At 57.2% G+C, this 20,328-nt stretch carries 1 protein-coding gene; it reads right to left on the minus strand.

Annotated features, from left to right (window positions below; translation table 11 throughout):
* The coding region (locus AS89_RS17795) for a leukotoxin LktA family filamentous adhesin (RefSeq protein ID WP_010133487.1) at positions 1 to 20,315 on the minus strand (20,315 nt) is incomplete at its 3' end.
* Positions 20,316 to 20,328 lie beyond the last annotated feature (13 nt).

Raw genomic sequence — 20,328 nt, forward strand, 5'->3', positions numbered from 1 at the left:
CTCAGGTTGCTACCAGTCACAAGCTGCGCGGCGTCACTCAGGGTGATCGCATCGGCTGCCTGCAGGGTAATGCTGTCGACTGCGTTCATGGATTCACGCAGTGCGATCTCGGCGCCGCTGGTCAGGGCCAGGGTGCTACCGCTATCCACTTGTGCGAGATCCATACCGGCAATGGTATCGATCTGCATGGCACCGCCGCTCTGTAGCAGAGCAGCATCACCCATGCGCCAGCTGTTCGCGGAAGCCGTCAGGTCGTTGCCAATAGTGAACTGCTGGCCGGCAGACTGGGTAACGTCACCGCGCAGGGTCAGGCTCGCAGTGCCGGTAACCGCAACATCATCAGTCATGGCCAGGTTATCGCCATCGACGATGGTGAGGTCCGCACCGATGTTGGCCGCTTCGCTGAAGGCGATGTCGCCACCGGCTGTCAGAACTGCATTGCCATCCACGTCTACCAACGCGTAGTGCTGCTCGTTGGTCGTGGTTGCATCGAAGTCAGCGGCCACTTGCAAGCTAGCAGCGGTACCCATGGTGAAGCTGTCGCTGTCCACGGACAGATTGTTACCGCTTACCAGCTGTGCGGCATCACTCAAGGTGATCGCATCGGCTGCCTGCAAAGTGATGCTGTCAACGGCGCTCATGGACTCACGCAGTGCGATCTCGGCACCGCTGGTCAGGGCCAGGGTGCTGCCGCTATCCACTTGCGCCAGGTCCATACCGGCAACGGTATCGATCTGCATGGCGCCGCCGCTCTGCAGCAGAGCGGTGTCGCCCATAGTCCAGCTGTTCGCAGAAGCGGTCAGGTCATTGCCTATGGTGAATTGCTGGCCGGCGGACTGGGTAACGTCACCGCGCAGGGTGAGGTTCGCAGTGCCGGTAACCGCAACGTGGTCGCTCATGGCCAGGTTATCGCCATCGACAATGGTGAGATCACTACCAATGTTGGCCGCTTCGCTGAAGGCGATGTCGCCACCCGCAGTCAGAACTGCATTGCCATCTACATCCACCAGTGCGTAACGCTGCTCGTTAGTGGTGGTCGCATCGAAGTCAGCGGCCACTTGCAAGCTAGCACCGGTACCCATGGTGAAGCTGTCGCTAATTACAGACAGGTTGTTACCGCTTACCAGCTGTGCAGCATCGCTCAGGATGATCGCATCGACTGCCTGCAGGGTGATGCTGTCGACCGCGTTCATGGTTTCACGCAGGGCGATCTCGGCGCCGCTGGTCAGGGCCAGGGTGCTGCCGCTATCGACTTGTGCCAGGTCCATCCCAGCAACGGTATCGATCTGCATGGCGCCGCCGCTCTGAAGCAGAGCGGTGTCGCCCATGCTCCAGCTGTTCGCGGAAGCCGTCAGGTCGTTGCCAATGGTGAACTGCTGTCCGGCAGATTGAGTGACGTCACCGCGCAGGGTGAGGTTCGCAGTGCCGGTGACCGCAACATCATCGGTCATGGCCAGGTTATCGCCATCAACGATGGTCAGGTCGGCACCGATGTTGGCGGTTTCACTGAAGGCGATGTCGCCACCGGCAGTCAGAACTGAATTGCCATCTACATTTGACAGTGAGTAATGCTGCTCGTTGGTGGTGGTCGCATCGAAGTCAGCGGCCACTTGCAAGCTAGCACCGGCACCCATGGTGAAGCTATCGCTGTCCACGGACAGGCTGTTACCGCTTACCAGCTGTGCGGCATCGCTCAGGGTAATGGCATCAGTTGCTCGCAGAGCAATACTGTCGACCGCGTTCATGGATTCACGCAGGGCGATTTCGGCGCCGCTGGTCAGGGCCAGGGTGCTGCCGCTATCGACTTGTGCGAGATCCATTCCAGCCACTGTATCGATCTGCATAGCGCCGCCGCTCTGCAGCAGGGCGGTGTCGCCCATACTCCAGCTATTCGCTGAAGCCGTCAGGTCATTGCCGATGGTGAACTGCTGTCCGGCAGATTGAGTGACGTCACCGCGCAGGGTGAGGTTCGCAGTGCCGGTGACCGCAACGTGGTCGGTCATGGCCAGGTTATCGCCATCGACAATGGTGAGGTCGGCACCGATGTTGGCGGCTTCGCTAAAGGCGATATCGCCACCGGCGGTCAGAACTGCATTGCCATCCACGTCTACCAACGCGTAGTGCTGCTCGTTGGTGGTGGTCGCATCGAAGTCTGTGGCCACTTGCAAGCTGGCACCGGCACCCATGGTGAAGCTATCGCTGTCCACGGACAGGCTGTTACTGCTTACCAGCTGTGCGGCATCGCTCAGGGTAATAGCATCAGTTGCCTGTAGCGTAATGCTGTCAACGGCGTTCATGGATTCACGCAGTGCGATCTCGGCGCCGCTGGTCAGGGCCAGGGTGCTGCCGCTATCGACTTGTGCGAGATCCATTCCAGCCACTGTATCGATCTGCATAGCGCCGCCGCTCTGCAGCAGGGCGGCGGCGCCCATGCTCCAGCTGTTGGCGGAAGCGGTCAGGTCACCGCTGATCGCGAAGGTCTCGGCGGCAGACTGAGAAACATCACCACGCAAATTGAGGTTCGCATTTGCAGCACCCGCGGAGCCAACAGTGACATCACCAACGAGATTCAAGTGATTACCGTCGGTAATGCTCAGGGAGCTACCAAAATCGGCCGCTTCACTAAACTGGATATCACCGCCGGCTCTCAGCTGCGCGCTATTGGCTACATCCAGCAGGGCGAAGTCGATGCCCTGCTGCGCAACCACATTCATTGCGTCGCGGGTATCGACCAGGCTGCCGCTGCCGGCAATGAAGCTACCAACACGTGCGGAGGCTTCGGCAATACCCTGCCAGTTGCCATAAGTCAGCAAGGTTGCCGCGTCGGCGAGAGAAACATCGCCGGCCACATTCAACAGCAGGTTTGCATCGGAAACATTCGAACCGACGGTAACGTCGTTCAGGAAGTCGATGTCACCAGTGCTATCGATCGCAAGGTCACCCCCACTGACAAGCAAGCCGAAGGAACTTGCAGAGCCTGCAGCGGTAAATTCAAATGACGAGCCAGAGCCACTTTGCAGCGCGCTATTTGCCGCCGTGGTCCAGGCAAGCGCTTCCACACTCACTGCACCGCTAACATTGCTGGTTTGACCGGCAGACTGCGCAACCGAGCCACCCAGCAGCAGCGTCAGGTCTGACGCGGATGCAGTACCAACGCTCAAGTCGCCAACCAGGAACAAGCCGGCGTCGCCGGTCAGGTGCAGGCGGCCACCGATATTGGTATTCGCATCGAAGGTAACGTCATCCCCCGCGCGCTGCGTCAGGTTACCGGTCACGGACAGGGTTTCGAAAACCTGTGCACCGTCTGTGTCAATTTCTGCATTGTTCGCGACGAGCAACTGACTGGAGCCCGCCATCTGCCAGCTCTGCGCCAGCAACGCGGAGGTAGTGATACCACGCAGGTTATGACCGACGTCCAACGTTACGCCATCACTCACAAACACATCACCCAGGGTTTCCAGGCGCAGGTTACTGCCAGTAGTCACGTCACTGGCAAACGTAATATCGCTGTCGCTATCCAGTGTCAGGTCGGTGCTGGTCGTTACCCCACCAAATAAGCTGTCGCCACCGCGCAGGGTAAACAATGCGGAGCTACTGGAGGACATCTGGCTGGCTGCATTCGCTGTGACCGCGCGAGCCGTCACATCGATGGAGCTGGCGTCGATCAGGCTGGCCGCAGCAAGGGAGAAATCATTGCCGGCATTCGCGAGGAACTGACCACTGGCAAAGGCACTGCCACCCAGCGTTACGCCACCAAGCCCCGCCTGCAAATTAATCGAATTAACTTTGCTACTTGCGCTACCGATATCGCCCTGCACTTCCAGGCCATTGCCGGCGGTAGCCACCACATTGCCATCAGTCAGCAGATCGCCGGTGACCAGTAGGCTTTCGCTATCGAGATTGATAACCCCGGAGGCCGCAACATCAACCAGAGTGAGTGCATCGCCCGCGTCAACGTATACGTTGTCGCCTTGCAGATACACCGCATCGATATCACCCAGAGTTGTATCCAGTAGGTTCAATGCGGTGAGATTAATATCGCCCCCCGCAATCAAGGATTGCAGATTGAGGCTGTCAACGGCGGTGAGTTGAATATCTTCTTCGCTGCGAATGGATTTGCCCGCAGCCATGGTAATGCTCTGGGCATCCGCCAGCAGTCGCGCATCGCCACCGGAAGAAGCGGTGGTATAGGCAATATCGAGATCGCCATTTAACTGCATGTCGCCGGTTGCCAGCAGGTCGAGATCGCCCGCAGTAGTGATATCACCCAGAGTCATTGCACCGGCGGTCGCATCAAAGTCACCGCTACCGATATCGAAGGTCACTGCATCGACATCGATATTGTCTGCGGAAAGTTTTGCCAGATTGGTGACGGTTACGGTCTCCGCACCGCTATCGAGGATGTCCCCTGCGGCGTAGAGATCCAGTTCAGGAGCACTGATACCTCCGTCAATCACCAGATTACCGCTGGCATCGATACGGAGAATTCCGCTCAGGCTTGCGCCCAGGCGTGCTTCGGATGTGCCGGCAATGTTCAACCAGGCGTTGTCCGCATTGAGATCCAGGTCGCCACCACCAGACATACGCAGGTTCAACGCCTGAGTATTGCTACCCAGGTCATCTCCAGCGACCAGTTGAATCGCACTGCCGGAGACGACGCTTTCGCTATCCAGACCATAGATATCTGCGTTACTGACCAGACTTGCAATGCCGCCCGCGCTCACCGCGTCGACAACCAAATCACCACCTACCTGGGTGAGGTACAGATTGTTGGCTGCGCCTGCCTGACGCAGTACGCCATCCAGGTCTACCTGGACGCGGTTGCTAACGCTACCGATATCGCCCTGGGTATTGGCCAGGTACAGGTCATTTGCGGAAATGTTGGTACCGCTGATTGCGTCGATAGCACCGTTCACCGCCAGGCGTACATTGCCGTCGGTAGAAACAATACTGCCCAGGGTCAAGCCGCTGGCCGACTCCGCGTAAATCTCGTCGGTAGCGGCGACATTCAATACGCCAGTGGTATCGATCTTGATCGGATCCACCTGCGACACATTGAAGGTAATCAGCGATCCGCTCTCACTGGTTTCGATATCGCCGGGGCCCGCTTCCAACAGCGCAATTTTTTGTGCGTCGGTAATGGTTGGGTTATCACGATCGATAACGAATACCAGATCCGCGAGGTCTTCACCCACGCTGCCACCACTAACATTAATGTCGAGGTTCGGTGCAACGATGTTGGCTTCGCGATTGGTCAGCGTTGCCTGTGCATCCGCATTCAGAGCCGCTGCATTAATACTGATATCGAGCTGGCTTTGGCTCCACTGCGCACCCTCAATTAGGTCTGCATACCAGGCGCTGGCCTCATCGATCACCAATGCGTAACCGGCGTCATAACTGCTGGTCAGCAGGTCGCCGTAGTCGTACCCCTGCAGGGTACCTTTCTGCTCTACACCAATCGCATCTTCTTCATTCGCGTACACGTCCGGTGCCGCGACCTGGTCTGCGAACCAGTCTTCCAGCGCAAAGTATTCGTCCTTTGCCAGCTGCGTTGCCTCAGCAACTGTCGACACGCCATAACGGGACATAAAGGTGTCTTCAAAGGCAGCATCAATGGTGAAGCCTGCCGCAGACGAATCGCTCAGACGCTGCTTGATCAGCCAGTAGGTGTGGTACTTGCTGGTGAACTGGTTTTCATAGCCGGTAACCGCAATTTCACCGGCATCTGCGTCCTGCAGGCCGAGACGATCCCACACGGTTTGCAGATAGGCCAGCTCCTCATCGGTTTTCTCATTTTGGCCGATGCCATTAACCAGGCTGCCATCTCCGAGAGTAATCACCACATCTTCACTGGCGCTAATGGTATTCACCGCCAGATCGCCGGATGCCTGATAGATGACAATATCGTCGGCCGCTTCCAGGGTAATTTCGTTCAGGTCTACGTTGATGTAATCGTAGGTGAACGAGGTACCGATGGTGCCCGCGGAACCGATGCTGCCGGAGTAGCTCACCAGGTCGAGGGTATCGCCCTGAATGTGGGTGCCGGTACCGACCCCCTCCAGGCCCTTATCCACAGAACCGACGATATCGTAGAGGGCGTGGAATTTTTCCAACTGCACAGCGCCGGACTTACCGGTGATATCGAAATACACAGAACCGCCATCCGCATCAAGCGATACGGTATTGGTGGCGATATTCAGCGGGTCATCCAGACTTCCCAGATCGCCCTGACCGGCATACAGACGCAGGGTTTCCGCATCGAACGCCGCCCCCGAGCTGACACCCAGAGAGCCGCTGGTGTTGATATCGGTAGTGCCCAGCGGGTTGTAAATATTGCCGTTGATACTGACGTTCGCCGCCGAATCAATGTCAATACTGCCGGTAGCCACACCGGTAAAGGAAATGCCGATACTGTGATCCGCTTTTACATAGGTGTGCGTTTCCATATTCAGATAATACGGGATGTACACACTGGGATCGGTATCGGTCCAGTTAGAGCCGTAATAACTGTCGTAGCTGTAACCAATGGCCCACCAGTAACGACTGATGCTATCCGCATCGTACTCCTGACGAATGTAATTGGTGGCAGTGCCGTTAGTACACACATCCGGGTTGGACGCACAGGTGGTGTAGTAGCTGGCCTCCACATTCCACTCCAGAGCGCCGCCAGCCCCGGTGCCCTGCCATTCGCCCACGGTGTTGGGGTACTTGGCCAGGTAACCGTCAGGGAAATCGGTGTAAGAGCGGCTTACCGAAGCGTCTTCGCGAATGTAGTACAGCTGGCCGGCGAGCGGATCGTAAGTAGTACTGGAAGTGGTGCCTGTGCCGCCGGAGGCACGCACAAAGGTCCCGTCTTCATAGCTGGTGGCATAGGAAGTGGTTTCGTACTCCTGAATCTGGCCACCAGGACTGTGCACATACCAGTGACTGAAGTAGTCGTTGCTACTGCCACCGTCGTTCATATTTTTGGTGAAGTTGTAGTCGGTGATGCGCACGATGCCCACTGCATCGTCGCCTGCATCCAGACTATTGATCACCAGCTCGGTGTTGGAGTTGTTATCGATATCAATCTGACCAAGACCATCGCGCACCAGGATATTTCCGTCCGCGCCGGTAGAGGAGATCTTGGCATTAATCGACAGGTAACCACCGCCGGAAACCGGCACGTCATCCACCAGTAGCTGCCCGCTGGCAACGTCATAGGTAAGCGTAATACTTTCAGCACCGCTCACCTTGGAGATCTGAGGATCAATATAAATGTATTGCTCCTCAAACGGCGTCACAAAAATATTTACATAATTGGGGTTCTCGACTCTGAGGGTTTGCCCCGGTTCAAGTTCGATCTGGTCTCCACTGGACAGGCCTGCAAGACTGATATATTGCGCAATAGCAGAATCAAATCCACTACCCACGCTGACCGACCAATTATTGTCGGTTCCCACTTCGATAGTGCCATTGATATCCACTCGGCGAGCATTGATAACGACCTTTTCACCTACAATGGTGCTGCCCGGTGAACCAATATCGCTTTTCACCGAGTTGTAGCTCGCCGTGCGAATTAGGTTGCCCTGCTTGTCCTCTACTGGCTGGAAACGCCAGTTTCTCCCACCGCGGCTGTCACTATCTTTTTTAAACTTCAGGCGAATCTGGTCGGCGCCATCGTACTCCTGAGAGTCACTGAACCCCCAGTTGAAGAAAACATGCACGGTGTCGTAGTCACCGGCGTAATACGGATCTTCGCTGTTATCTTCAACACCGCCGATATAGCAATCTTTGGCAGTGGCACAGGAATAAAACCAGTTATTGAATTCATCGATGCCGGTTGCATCGATATCATCTTCATAGCGGTGGTTGATCCAATACTGGACGAAATCATCCGCATCCTCGGGCTTCCATTTATCGACAAAGTTCACCAGTGAGGACGGCGCACGGCCATAGTAAACATCGCTATTGCCCGCATTTACCACCAGGCTGCCGTTTTCAACCGTCAGGTTGATGGTATTGGCCTCGATGGAAGCCTGCTGCAACAGGTCGCCCTCTTCGAGGGTAATATCGACCGTCGACAGCAGGTTAGTGATTGCACCATCAATGATGACGTCAGAGTTCAGATAATTAGTGCCGCCCGGATTGTGGACAATATGGATACCGGAGCTGACACCAGTGGTACTGCTATCTTCCTCGGTGATATACGCTTCATCCAGAGAGGCCCCACCGGTGACATACACATTGCCGCCGGTCTGGTTGGCAATGTAGAGGTTACCTACCAGCAAGTGCTGGTCATCGCGGTTGTTGATATCGATGTAGGCATCGCCACGCGCGATAAACTCGGGGCGGTTATTGCTTGCGCCCTGCAAGTCGATGGTGTCGGCCAGCAGGCTGACGTTACCCGCAGAGGCGCTGATATCGGTGACCGCGATCACGTTGTTTTCCTGCTCGGACAAGGTGTCCAGAACCACGGAAAGCGCAGCAATTTCGGTTTTCAGCTCGACGATTTCGTCGGTATAGGGGTTTTCGCCAGAGCTACCGGTACCGACTTCGGTGCTGGTGCCACCACTGCCGGTATCACCGGTGTCTTCGTTACCGTCGGTCTTGCCGCCTTCGTTACTGGTGCCGGATTCGGTCCACGCCTCATACTCATCCACCAACGCCTGCAGTTCGTCGATATAGGCCTGCAAACTGGCACGCGAGGAATACTTGCCGCTTAACTGACCGGCGCTACCGTAGCCCGCCAGGTCCGAGGTGATATTGCCCGAATCATCCACATCCACCCACTGATAAGCATTCTGGCCCGCGACCACAGAGCCGGAGCCTTCAAACACCAGCGTGTTATCGCTGCTGGTATCGTTAGAACCGAAAGTGGTTTCGGTGGAGAAGAGCTCTAAGTAGGGGTTGCGCTCCACACCATCGGCATTGGCATAGAGAGAGCCCTCATTGGCTTCCACGGTTACGTGACTGTCGCTGCCCAGATCAATGTCATCGCCGAAGATTACGGTATTGGTGACATTGATATCGGCGTCGGCATCATTACCCGCCGGAATCGGCACCGCGGTCCAGTTGTACACATTGGTGCGCGCATCGGCCACCAGCTGGTTTTCGTACAGGTAGCTGGAACCACGGCCCGCATAAATGCCGATATCATCCAGAGCATTGATGATGACGTCCTGACCAATATCCACCGTGTTGGTAACGTTAACGTTCACATCGGATACGCCACCGGCCACACCGGCCACGGCCCATACACTGGTTTCCGCCTGTGCCGTTGCCGAACCAGTGGTGTAGGTACCGATACCAATTTCACCAATCGGGTTGTACAGCACCACATCATCACCAATGGTGACGGTATTTTTGGTGGTCGCGTCCACGTCGGATTCCGAGCCTGCGCCCTGCAGGGCTCCGCCCACCTTCAGTACCGCCGCATCGTATACATAGAAACGCGTATGTGCGTCGATTGCGATACCGTGGTCATAAGTACTGTCGAGCCAGGCCAGGTCGCTGATCGCCAGTACTGCATTGTTGCCAATGGTTACCGCCGCTTCGACGCCGGTAAGGTCCTGGTACGACAGACCCGCGGAACCGTTGGCTGCGCCACCGGCACCGGCATTAATGCTGGTTGAGAAGCCGGACTCCGCCGGATCCTGAATTTGCAACGCACTGTTGTCGGCTTCGATTTCGATTTGCAGTGCTTCGAAGCTGACGTTGTTGCCCAGAGTCACTTCGACATCGTTATCGATATCGGAGTTGGCTTCCGCACCGGAGCCCCCCACCACCGAAACCGTAGTGGAGTCGACACCGGAGAAGAACTGGCTTTCGTGCGCAGCAGAAAGACGCACCTCGCCACCAAGTACCGGCACCGCGGTGTAACCGGAAGCCCAGTCTGCGATCTCAACACTCGCGGACTTGTTGGAGTTCGAATTGTTGTAGCTGTTCGCGTTGGAAACTGCTGCGGAGCCCGCGTAGTAACCGCCACCACCGGCAGTGGTGAAGCTCTGGTTTTCGTCGTAGTTGTAAGCGTCGAGAATAAAATCGCCGGTACGCAATACCGCATTGGAAATTGGGTTGCTGCCGTACTCTACGCGCGCAGAGGTACTTGACTCCGCAGTAGACCAGTTAAAGCCACCGGCAAACAGACCGACGAAATAACCATCGGCATCGGCATACTGCACCGCAGTATTGCGCGCATAAACGCCGAAGTCGTTGTCCGGGATACGCACGCCGTCGCCCACTTTGGCAACGGCTTGCGAGCTGTTCTCTGCGAGTGCTTCAGAGCCGGCTACGCCAGCCAATAGACCGCCGGATGCGGCAAACGCATTGGCATCGGCACTGACATAATCTTCTCTGGAGCCATCGCCGGTTTCCGCGCGGATGTTTACATCCGCATTGCCGGTAAAGTAGGTACCGTCTCCCGCCTCAGCTACAGCCTTGGTGTCTGCGATGGCGTAGGAGAAGGAACCACCCATGGCGCCACCGGCGGCAACCGTGACACCGTAAGCACGAGAAAAGACTTCCGGCGTCGCCTGGGCATCGATATTGACCGCGGCATCGGCATCAATGGTGCCGTGCACGGTGGCATTTACATTGGACTCGTCACGGGCGTCGGTCACCACGCCCTGCACACCGGCGAGCAAACCGCCGGCCAGGGCAAAAGCGCTGGTTTTTACCAGGCCAGCGGAATAGGCATCCAGCTCGACCGTGTTGTAACCGCTAATGGCCTTGCCGGTCTCACCCAGCCAGGCATCCACATCACTGTTCTTTTCGGCAAAGCCAATAGACGCACCGATGGCGCCGGCACCGACGGTAACACTCAGGGAGCCTTCGGTAGGGTCGGACGGATTGCCGGCATCCAGGTCACCCACGCGCAGTTCAGTGGTATCGCGGGCCGCTACGGAAATATCCCCCGTGCTGTCACCTGTCGCGGAAGAAACGCCAGCAACGGTACGCAACTCGCTGCGCACGTCGTTGTAGTTGACGGTGACACCTGTGCCGCCACCGGAAATCACCCAAGACTTCATTTCGCCCGCGGCGTCCTCGTCGGATACATTCATTACCTGCGCATCGACGGTCACGTCGTTGGCGGTAAGATCGGTATCCACGGTGGCAATGGTCATGTCATACAGGCGGGTAACGCCGACAGCACCGGAGATGGCAACACTACCCAGGGAAACGGCACCCAGTCCCTGATAGGTAAACAGCATGGTCTGTGCATCCACATCCAGGGTATCGACATCAATGTCACCACCGGAAATGCGCGCAGCGACCACGCTCTCGCCACCGATTTTCAGCGAATTGCCGGACTCAGTGGTGGTACTGGTGCTCGGTGCAGTAGACGCTTCAATGGTGGAGCCGCTCTCATCTTCGATCGCGGCAATGTCATCGCTCGACAAGTGTGGGTTATAGCCTGCGGTGTCTTCTGCCAGCACATTATTCGCAGTCTGGCGCGACGGATCGAATTCGTCTTCCGCGTTTGTGCCGTCTTCGGTGGTGGTATCCCCCTGGCCGAACAGGGCGACACCAATACTGACCGCAGCGCCCACATTGGTGGAGGCACCGCCGGCCATGGAAATCATCCACGCCTCACGCTGCGCAGTAGCATCGATATCCAGCAGTGTGGCATCAATATCTGTACCAACCACTTCGGAATACACCTGACTGCGACCGAGCACCACGTTGGCCACGGCACCAACACCGACACTATTGCCGGCGCCGATACCCAGGGTCTCCTGATCAACGTCTAGAATTTCCTGGGCGTTGACCGTGACGCTGCTGGCGTCAGAGGTGCCATCCTGGCCGATAATCTGGGTGGTAAAGTAGTCGTCCGCGGTATTTGAGCTGGTGCCATTATCGTGCAGCAGACCGTGCACAGCTGCGCGGGTTTCGCCTTTGAATTCGGTGACGTTGATCATCGCTGCCACACCGAATCCGGTGCTGAGGCCCGCACCCAGGGAGTAACTGTTCACACTCTGCAGGCGGTCGGCATCGACGGTCACAGTGTCCGCATTGATCAGGGTGGTGTCGTCATCACCGGAGTCATCCAGATCGTTGCCGATCAGTGCGGTGCTGTCACCGCCCACCAGGTTCACCGCAAGACCAAAACCAATACCGACGTTAGTGCCGATACCCGCGGAGCCGGCCGCGGAATTCACATCCTGGCGACGCTCGGCATTGACCACCACATCTGTAGCGGTAATGGTGCTGTCGTGCAGCCAGGCCTTGGTACCGCCCATCATTTTATTGATGGTCACGGAGGCCGCACCGCCGAGGCCACTCTCGGCACCCACACCCGCCGCTATACCGGCAGAAACAGCCTGCGCCAGCTGGGTGGAGTTCGCCTCCAGCACCAACTCATCCGCATCGATGGTGCTATTATCAATCTCTGCGTTCGCTTCTTTACCCATGTGGTTGGTAGAGAAGCCACCGATACCAGAGCCACCGCCAGAAATCGCGATACCGGCGGAAACGCCGAGCCCATAATCGTGGCTGGAGCCGCGCACGACAACGTCTGCGGTATCCGTGCCCGATACGCCACTATTAATAGTGGAATTTTTAATGTAAGCGTCGGTACTGGACTCGAATACATTGGTGGCGACGTTCGCAGTAATCGCCACATTCTTACTACCGGAGCCACCGACGGTGATTGCCTGCTGCTTCACAAAGCTGGTGGCATTGACCGCAACACCGGTCACCGCTTCGTTCCCTTCACTCAATTTCTGTGAACCAAACGCAGTAGTGAGATCATCCATGGACACGTCGGAATTACCGACCGCATTGGAATTGCCATCGCCGTCCTCTTCTGTCGCAGAGAGGTCCGGGAGGGCCGTCATACCAGTGAGTTCACCATCAAGAATATTGAAGGTACCGCCAAGGCCCAGGGCCTTAACGGTTGCGTCTTCGATATAGGCTTGGGTTTTGCCGTATTCCGCTGCAGTGGAAATGGCGATCGCACCCGCGCCGCCATTCAGGCCAACACCAACTGCACCACTACCAACCAGGTTTTCGGTGTGCGCTTGCGCTTCAACCCCGACGTTGCCGTAGGCATCTATGTCTGCCTTATCTGCGACACGCGCCGTCACATTGCCATCGACAACGCCGGTGCCAATAGACGGGGCTACCGATATCTGCTTCGATGCGGCAACACCAGCATCGATGGTGAGCAGCCAGTTGTCTCGCAGGGCATCAACGTAAACATGTTTTGCCGCGAGTACGGTACTGGTGTCGCTGCTGTCGTCGCCAAGAATTTCCGCTGTAACATCGGAATCTATCCGGTTTACCGCGAGGGCAATGCCGCCGGCAGAACCGCTGGAAGAACCTGCGCCCATCCAGGCGGTAGACACACTGTCAGTGTAATCGGCGGACTGCACGCGAATGGTGCCACCGCTATTGGTCGCGGAGCCGTCGGAGTTTTCCCCAACGTTCTTGATCCCCGCCTGTATCGTCTGGTCGACGTCGGTAACACCGATGGCACCAGCAAATGCGAGGCCAGATCCGCCGGTAGAGGCACCAATACCGATGGCGTTGCCTACCAGCAAGTTTTCATCGCCATCGGAGCCGCTGGACGCTTTCACGGTAATATCGTCGGAAACTTCCAGATCAATATTGCCGATGCGCGCACGAGTTTCGTGCCCGCTGTCGCCCACCAGGTTAAGGGCAACCGCCAGTCCGCCAGCGGCACCACTACCCGTGGAAACGCCGACTGCGCCGGCAACGTTCACTGCGTCCATATCATTCTGCGCAGTAACCGCCACATCTTCGGCATGAATGACGCCTTCTACGCTGCCATTCCAGTCACCAATCTCGGCCTTCACCGTGTTGTTGAGGCTGTTAACGGCAACCGAGCCAATACCTGAGTACTTACCGGTGGCCACACCAACGCCAATGGCCACGGTGTACAGCAACGCTTCGTCGCGGGCATTGACATCAATACTGCTGGCAGCCGTATCAACCTCATTGATATATGCGTTGCGAATTTGCGCGGTTTTTTCCGTACTGACATCCGCGTGAGCATAGGAAATGCCGAGGTTGCTTTTGCCAACCTGCACCACACCGGCAACCGCAATAATGCGCTCACCTTCGGTGCCATAGTTATAGGCGGAGCCACTGCCATCATCACTGGTATGTACTTCGGTGTTGTCGAAAGCACTTGCACCGGAGAAGTCGTAATCGTCATTGACGCTGCTGGAGCCGAGCCCATCCAGGATGCTGTCCAGGCTGCCATCTTTACTTCCGGCCACGTTAACGGAAACCGTATCCGCGCTGGTGATGTCCACATTTTCCAGCAGCGCTTTGCTGTCGCTGCGGATCGAGCCAATGGCAAAGCTACCCATAAAGCCAAAGGCATTTTCCGCATTATCGTTGTAGCCAACACCCGCTGCGCCGATACCAATTCGCTGTAAACCGCGCGCACTGATATCGATATTCTGGAAATCATTAATCTCGCTGGTGGTACCGGAGTAGTCGGTAACAACCGCTTCCACAGCTTTACCGCTGTACACGTCTTCGTTGTACGCGCTGCTCCAGATATTGTTGCCATCTGGGTTACTGTCGCCAACCAGGTCGGCGGGGTCATCAATATCCGCATAGGTAATCGCCAGGCCAAAACCTTGCTGGCCACCGGCGTACAGGGTACCGCCACCTACACCAACATCGGTATTGTTGTAGGCGGTCACTTCCAGGTCTTCATCACCACCCTCACTGGAACTGATAGAGGAGCCTTCGATACGCGCGGAAGTGCCGTCGCGCACCATGGCGCCGGAAATAGAAAGCCCGGCAGAAGTGGACTTGCCACCCTGCGATGGTTTGTCCACCGCCAGCGCCAGGCCGATGGATGTCAGGTCGCCGCCGTGCAGTGCCTGCACCGCGACATCGCCAGCATCCACCACAGTGGAGTCCACCAGCCACGCGAGCGCGTCATTAAAGGTGATCTGATAGGCAATCGCCCCCGCCATCGCCTGGCTGTTAGGTGTCGATGGAGACTGGGACAGGTTGACCGCTGCCGAACCGGAAGCGGAAGCCGATACAATTTTTTGCAGCGCCTGAATGTCGAGGTTCACCTCATCGCCAGTGCCGCTGTGTGCGCGAATATTCGCACCCTCAACGATGGACTTGGCATCCAGGTTGGAAACCGAAACCGTGACGCTACCCGCGCCGGCAAAGCTGGTCGCATCCGCATCGACCTCGGCAACGCTGTCGCTGCTATCGGAAGAGCTACCGTTGGAAGCATCACTGGACGCCTGATTAACCGAGCTTTTGCTACTACTGCTGCTACTGCTGGCATCGCTGTGCTTGCCGGATAGCTTGCTGGAAATCTTGCTGGCTAGGCCGCCGGTCTTGCCATCCAACCAGCCTTTCAGCTTGGTGGACATGCCCGGCTCATCGGTGTGCTCCTGCAACAGAGCACCGGCCGTCGCGAGACTGCCATTTGTACCGGAGGATTTACTGCGCACCTCGACATTGCGCGCAACAATGGCACGCTCGGTCGGTATCGGTGCCGACGGAGCGTCCGGTGCAGGCTGGGAATCGTTCTTGAATGAAACCTTTTCTTCTTCTTTAGAGTTGTCACCAATAAAAGCCTTGGTGTCACCCTGGGTTATATTGACCGCGATGGCCACACCCACCGCACTCTCACCGGTGGTCCAGTTCACCGCGCCGCCCGCGGCCCAGTTACCCATTTGATGGTCGGCTACGATCACCAAATCGTCGGCGGTGACGAATGCGCGGTTACTCAGTGAGGCATGAGTCAAGGCCTCGGAATTCAATACGGCAATTGCGCCATTGAAACCGGTACCGGCACCCCAACCGGAAGACGGGGTAACCACAAAGTGGCGTTCGTCGGTTTCTGCGGTAATAGAGATATCGCCGGCCGCGGTAATCGTCGACTCGCCGATACCGGCGACCGCGTCCGCATTTTGCTGAACGAAAACGATGGAGCCACCAACGGATTTACCTTCCTCGTTGGTACCGTTGGCGTTGGGAATCAGGCCGAGACTACCGATGTTACCCGCGACGTTGGCACTTTCGATTAAATTGAAAGCGCGTACCGAGACGGACTCATCAAAGTCAAAGGTATACGTAACCGTCTTGAACGGCTCGAAATCATCGAGAATGCCCGGTGTACCGCTACTGCTTTCCACCGTGCGCTCAGCGCTCCAGCTGCCGGTTCCGGTGGTAATAACAGTGGCGTTGTCACCGATCCAGGCTTTGGTATCGATATCATTCCACACCACATTCACGGTACCGCCGTAGGCTTCCTTGTCGGCACTCGCACCGGAGTTAGCAAAGGTGGTCAGGATGTTACTTTCCAGCCCGCCGGTACTGCTGAACTTATTCTTGATATCGGACATGGTGTCCCACCGATCATAGGTGGAAACGATCGGCATTTTTTGCTCAGCCACCACACCGAGGTTACGCGCATTAACGGTAACGTAGTCGCCGACTTCGGCAACCGCCTCACCTTCATTGATTGCGAAGTTAAACGCGAGCGCCGCACTTTTTTCCGCATTGGCGACAACATTGCCGCGCTTTTTCGGCGAGGAAATACTGGATTGCGCGGTGGTTCGGTAACCACCCTGGTCACCACCGACCGCGCCGCGACCGTCACCACCAATAATCGCATCATTGTCGGTACCGAGGTCGGTACCCGCCGCTACCAGTACATCGCCACTGGCGTTGATGGTGGGCGCTTCATCCGCGCCGGAAACATTGTTGCCCAGATAGGCGTAAGCTTCGTGATCCGACAGGTTCAGCGACAGCGCAAGGCCGCCCTTCCACTCAACCTCACCGGGCTTGCCGTTGTCTTCCGGGGATTCGGTACTTTCCGGCAGGTACTTGGTAAGCAGCCCGGAAGCACCGGACTGCACTTTACTGGCACCCTTGATCAGCCGGGAACCGAACATCCGCAGGAGTTTGCCCGCACCAATTTTCACACCGGAATGCACGCGCTGCTCTACGGTGCGGTCCAGCGCGGTCACGGTCACATTGCCGACCTTGTCGCCGGCGCTACCGATATCCGCGCCCATTTCTGCAGTGGCATTGGTATCAAAATCACCCACCGCGACCGCGATACCATAGCGGGTACCGGTGAGGCCATAGACACTGGATGAAGAGTAGAAACGGTTCAAGTTCTCTGCGGAGAGCACCAGGTTGGTCGCATCCAGGTCCGCGCCATTTTCAATACGCGCGGTCGCATTCACATCGCCCTCAGCCACAGACGCGGCAACCACGGCCTTGTTCGAGTTTTGGGCCTGAATAACAAAGGCGGAGGCGGCCACATAGGCCTCATTGTGCGCGGTGACACTTAGATCCTGGCCCGCATGCACAATTGCACCGGATTGAATTTCGGTGGTACTGCTCGCATCGGAGTGGCTATAAATTCCAGCCAGGGCCACGCCCGCAGGGGCGCCGCCGAGTACGGCCGCCAGCGATTCACTCATGGCATGGGATTCAGAGGCCAGGGTGATGTCATCGGTCGCATTGAGGTCGGCAGTGCCAGTCACGGTTACGGTGGCATCCGCCAGCGCTTCCATATAGTTAAATTCAACACCCAGCAGCTGGGCTACGGTCTTAACACCGAGAGTAGTGCCCAGTTCTGCATACATGGAGCTAATGGCGATGCTTTCGGCCTTGGCGGTAATGTTCGCCGCATCGATCTCACCGGACAGGGTAATGCTGCTAGTGGCACTCGCGGTGCCATAGCCGACTTCGCTTTTGTCGCTGGCGGTGATGGTGACATCACCATCCGCGGCAACACCGGTTGCGTCCAGATGGCTGCCATCGTGCAGGGTAATTTTGCGGCCATCGATGGTGATGTCGCCGCCGCCGGTGGACAGGCTGCCCGAGACGCTGATGGTGTCTCCGTCCAGCGTAATATTCGCCGCGGTAATATCTGTCGCCGAGGAAACCGTGATGGTATCCGCGACCAGTTCGAGATCACCGCCATATACCAGTGACTTGGTCCAGGTCAGGTCATCGGAGTCGAGGGTAAGCTTGGCCGCATTCAGGCCGCTCAGGTCGAGACTGTCGTCGATTGACGAGCGCAGGATGATATCGCCGGTGGCGTTGAGCGTGCCGCTGGTATCGAAGGTATCGACTTCTAGGGTAATGTTGTCGGCAGAGACGGAGGTATCCGTGGTCAGCGCCAGGGTACCGGCGCTAAAACTAATGTCGGAACCACTGAAATCGAAGTCACCACTGTCTACCCAGACAATATCGCCCGCGGCAGCGCCGGTAACCGCACTGTCAGAGGCGTTGTCGGACAACACAATGGTCGCGTCGGTCACCAGCGCCAGCTCGGAATAGCTGAGGTTACCCAGATCGGCATAGCGCGCGCTTTGCTCCAGAGTAATGGTGCCAAAGGTCGCACTGTCGCTGTCGCCGGCATCGGCAATGGCGCTGCCATTGATTTGCGTATCGGCGGAATCGAAGGAGATATTGTCTGCGGTAATCGAATTGCCGCTGGTTACGGAAATCGCGCCGGCAGACAGGTTCAGCTCGCCATCGAAGTCGACCGCCCCCACCAGTTTGAAATCATCGGCCCCTGCTGCCACGTATTCGCTATCGGTGGCCGCGGCCGCAAACACCATGTTATTGCTGGTCACCAACGACAGTATGTCGGCGCTGATTTGGGAAAAATCGAAATCGAGGGTGTTACCGCTCAGGCGGATTTCGCCCGTGGCGGCCAGCTGATCGCCTACCGACAGGGCATTGCCCGCGGTCAGTACAATTTCCTCGGCGGAAATCGTGAGGCCAGAGGTGGTTTGCAGGTTCTGTGCTTCAAGCTCCAGCGCAAAACCCAGATCGATCGCTCCGGAGGTTTCCTCCCAAACGAGATCGCCACTGTTGCTGGATACCGAGCTGGCATCGCTGGTGAGGTAAAAATCGTTGCTGGTGACGACTTTGACACGGTTCGCGGAGATGTTGCCCAGGTCATCGTAGTTGGCATCGCCATCCAGCACTACCTGCCCGAGGCTGTCCGCCGCCGTAGCGTCTGCGGTGAGGCTGCCACTAACCTGGATATCACTCGCGTGCAGCGCCACATCGGAGCCGGACACGACATTATCTGCGGTGATCTCGATTGAGCCCGCGCTTGCATCCAGCGAGTCAAACGCATCCACTTCACCGACAATTACCATGTCACTGGCACCGGCGGCAGTCACCGCACTTTCATCAATGGTGGCGGCCAGAATCAGCGCATCGCTGCCTGCATCGAGATTGAATTGCGGAGCATCCACATCAACGATACCGACAACGACCTCATTCTCGTCATCTTCGGTGCCGATGCTACCCAGCGCGGTAAGGTTGCTGGTTACGGTAACCGTTTGCTCCGCGATGATACTGATATCACTTGCCAGCACATCACCCGCCAGGGATACGTTATCCCCCACGAACATCGCGGTGGTCGCCGCCTCGGAGGCAACCGAGTCATCCCGCGCGTCGATGGTCGCACCGCTGGCAACAACAATATCCGCCGCGCTGATGGTGATACCGCCATCGGCCATCAGGTCTCCGCCAACGGTCGTATCGCCCTCGGCTACAATCGTGATGGTACCGCCCTCGACCTGCAGCGCCGTGGGCGCGGTGAAATCGCCCACGTTCACCATAGCCGCATCGACATAGATCGCCTGAATGGCATTGCCCGCAGTCATCACCGCGCCGGCATCCACTACAACTTCATTGGCGAGGATATCGATACCGTCAGCGGTATTCACTTTCCCCGAAATCGTCACCAGGCCGCTGGCGGACACGCTGTAGTCGTCATTGGCAAGTGCCGTAATGCCCGCGTCAGAAAAGTCCGGGGTGCCCACATCCAGCCAGCTATCGATCTCGGTTTGCGAGGGCGTTCTTACGGAAAGCTGACCGACATTGATGACCCCTGACGCCCCCACAAGAAAACCGTAGGAACTGGCAAATACCACGTTGCCACCCAGCGTTCCATCCTTGTAGCTGTTCAGCACACCGTGTACTTCCGGGCGGCTGTTGCGCACGATATTCACCAGCTGATCAACGTCAGTGTCCAGCTCAAGATTGACCGTATTGAGATCGCCTACCACGAAATCATTGAAGACGTTGACCCCGACCGAGCCCTTCTTGTACTTGCTGATGACTTTTTCGACGTTGCCGCCAAGGTCTTCCACATCGGTAAACGCATCCACGGCGTCAACATTGTGCGTCGCCGCCAGCAGGTTGACCGCGCCACCGGAGAGCAGTGCCCCCAGGGTGAGCTGCTTGCCCTTATGCGTACGTGTACTGCGATTCAATTCGGCTCCGTTGCCGCGAACGGCATGGCGAATTGCACGAGCAAGCATATGGTGGCGGAAGGGTTTCATGCTTTGGTCCTTG

Origin of the sequence: Microbulbifer agarilyticus S89 (assembly GCF_000220505.1) — a bacterium.
In the GTDB taxonomy this organism is placed as follows: domain Bacteria; phylum Pseudomonadota; class Gammaproteobacteria; order Pseudomonadales; family Cellvibrionaceae; genus Microbulbifer; species Microbulbifer agarilyticus_B.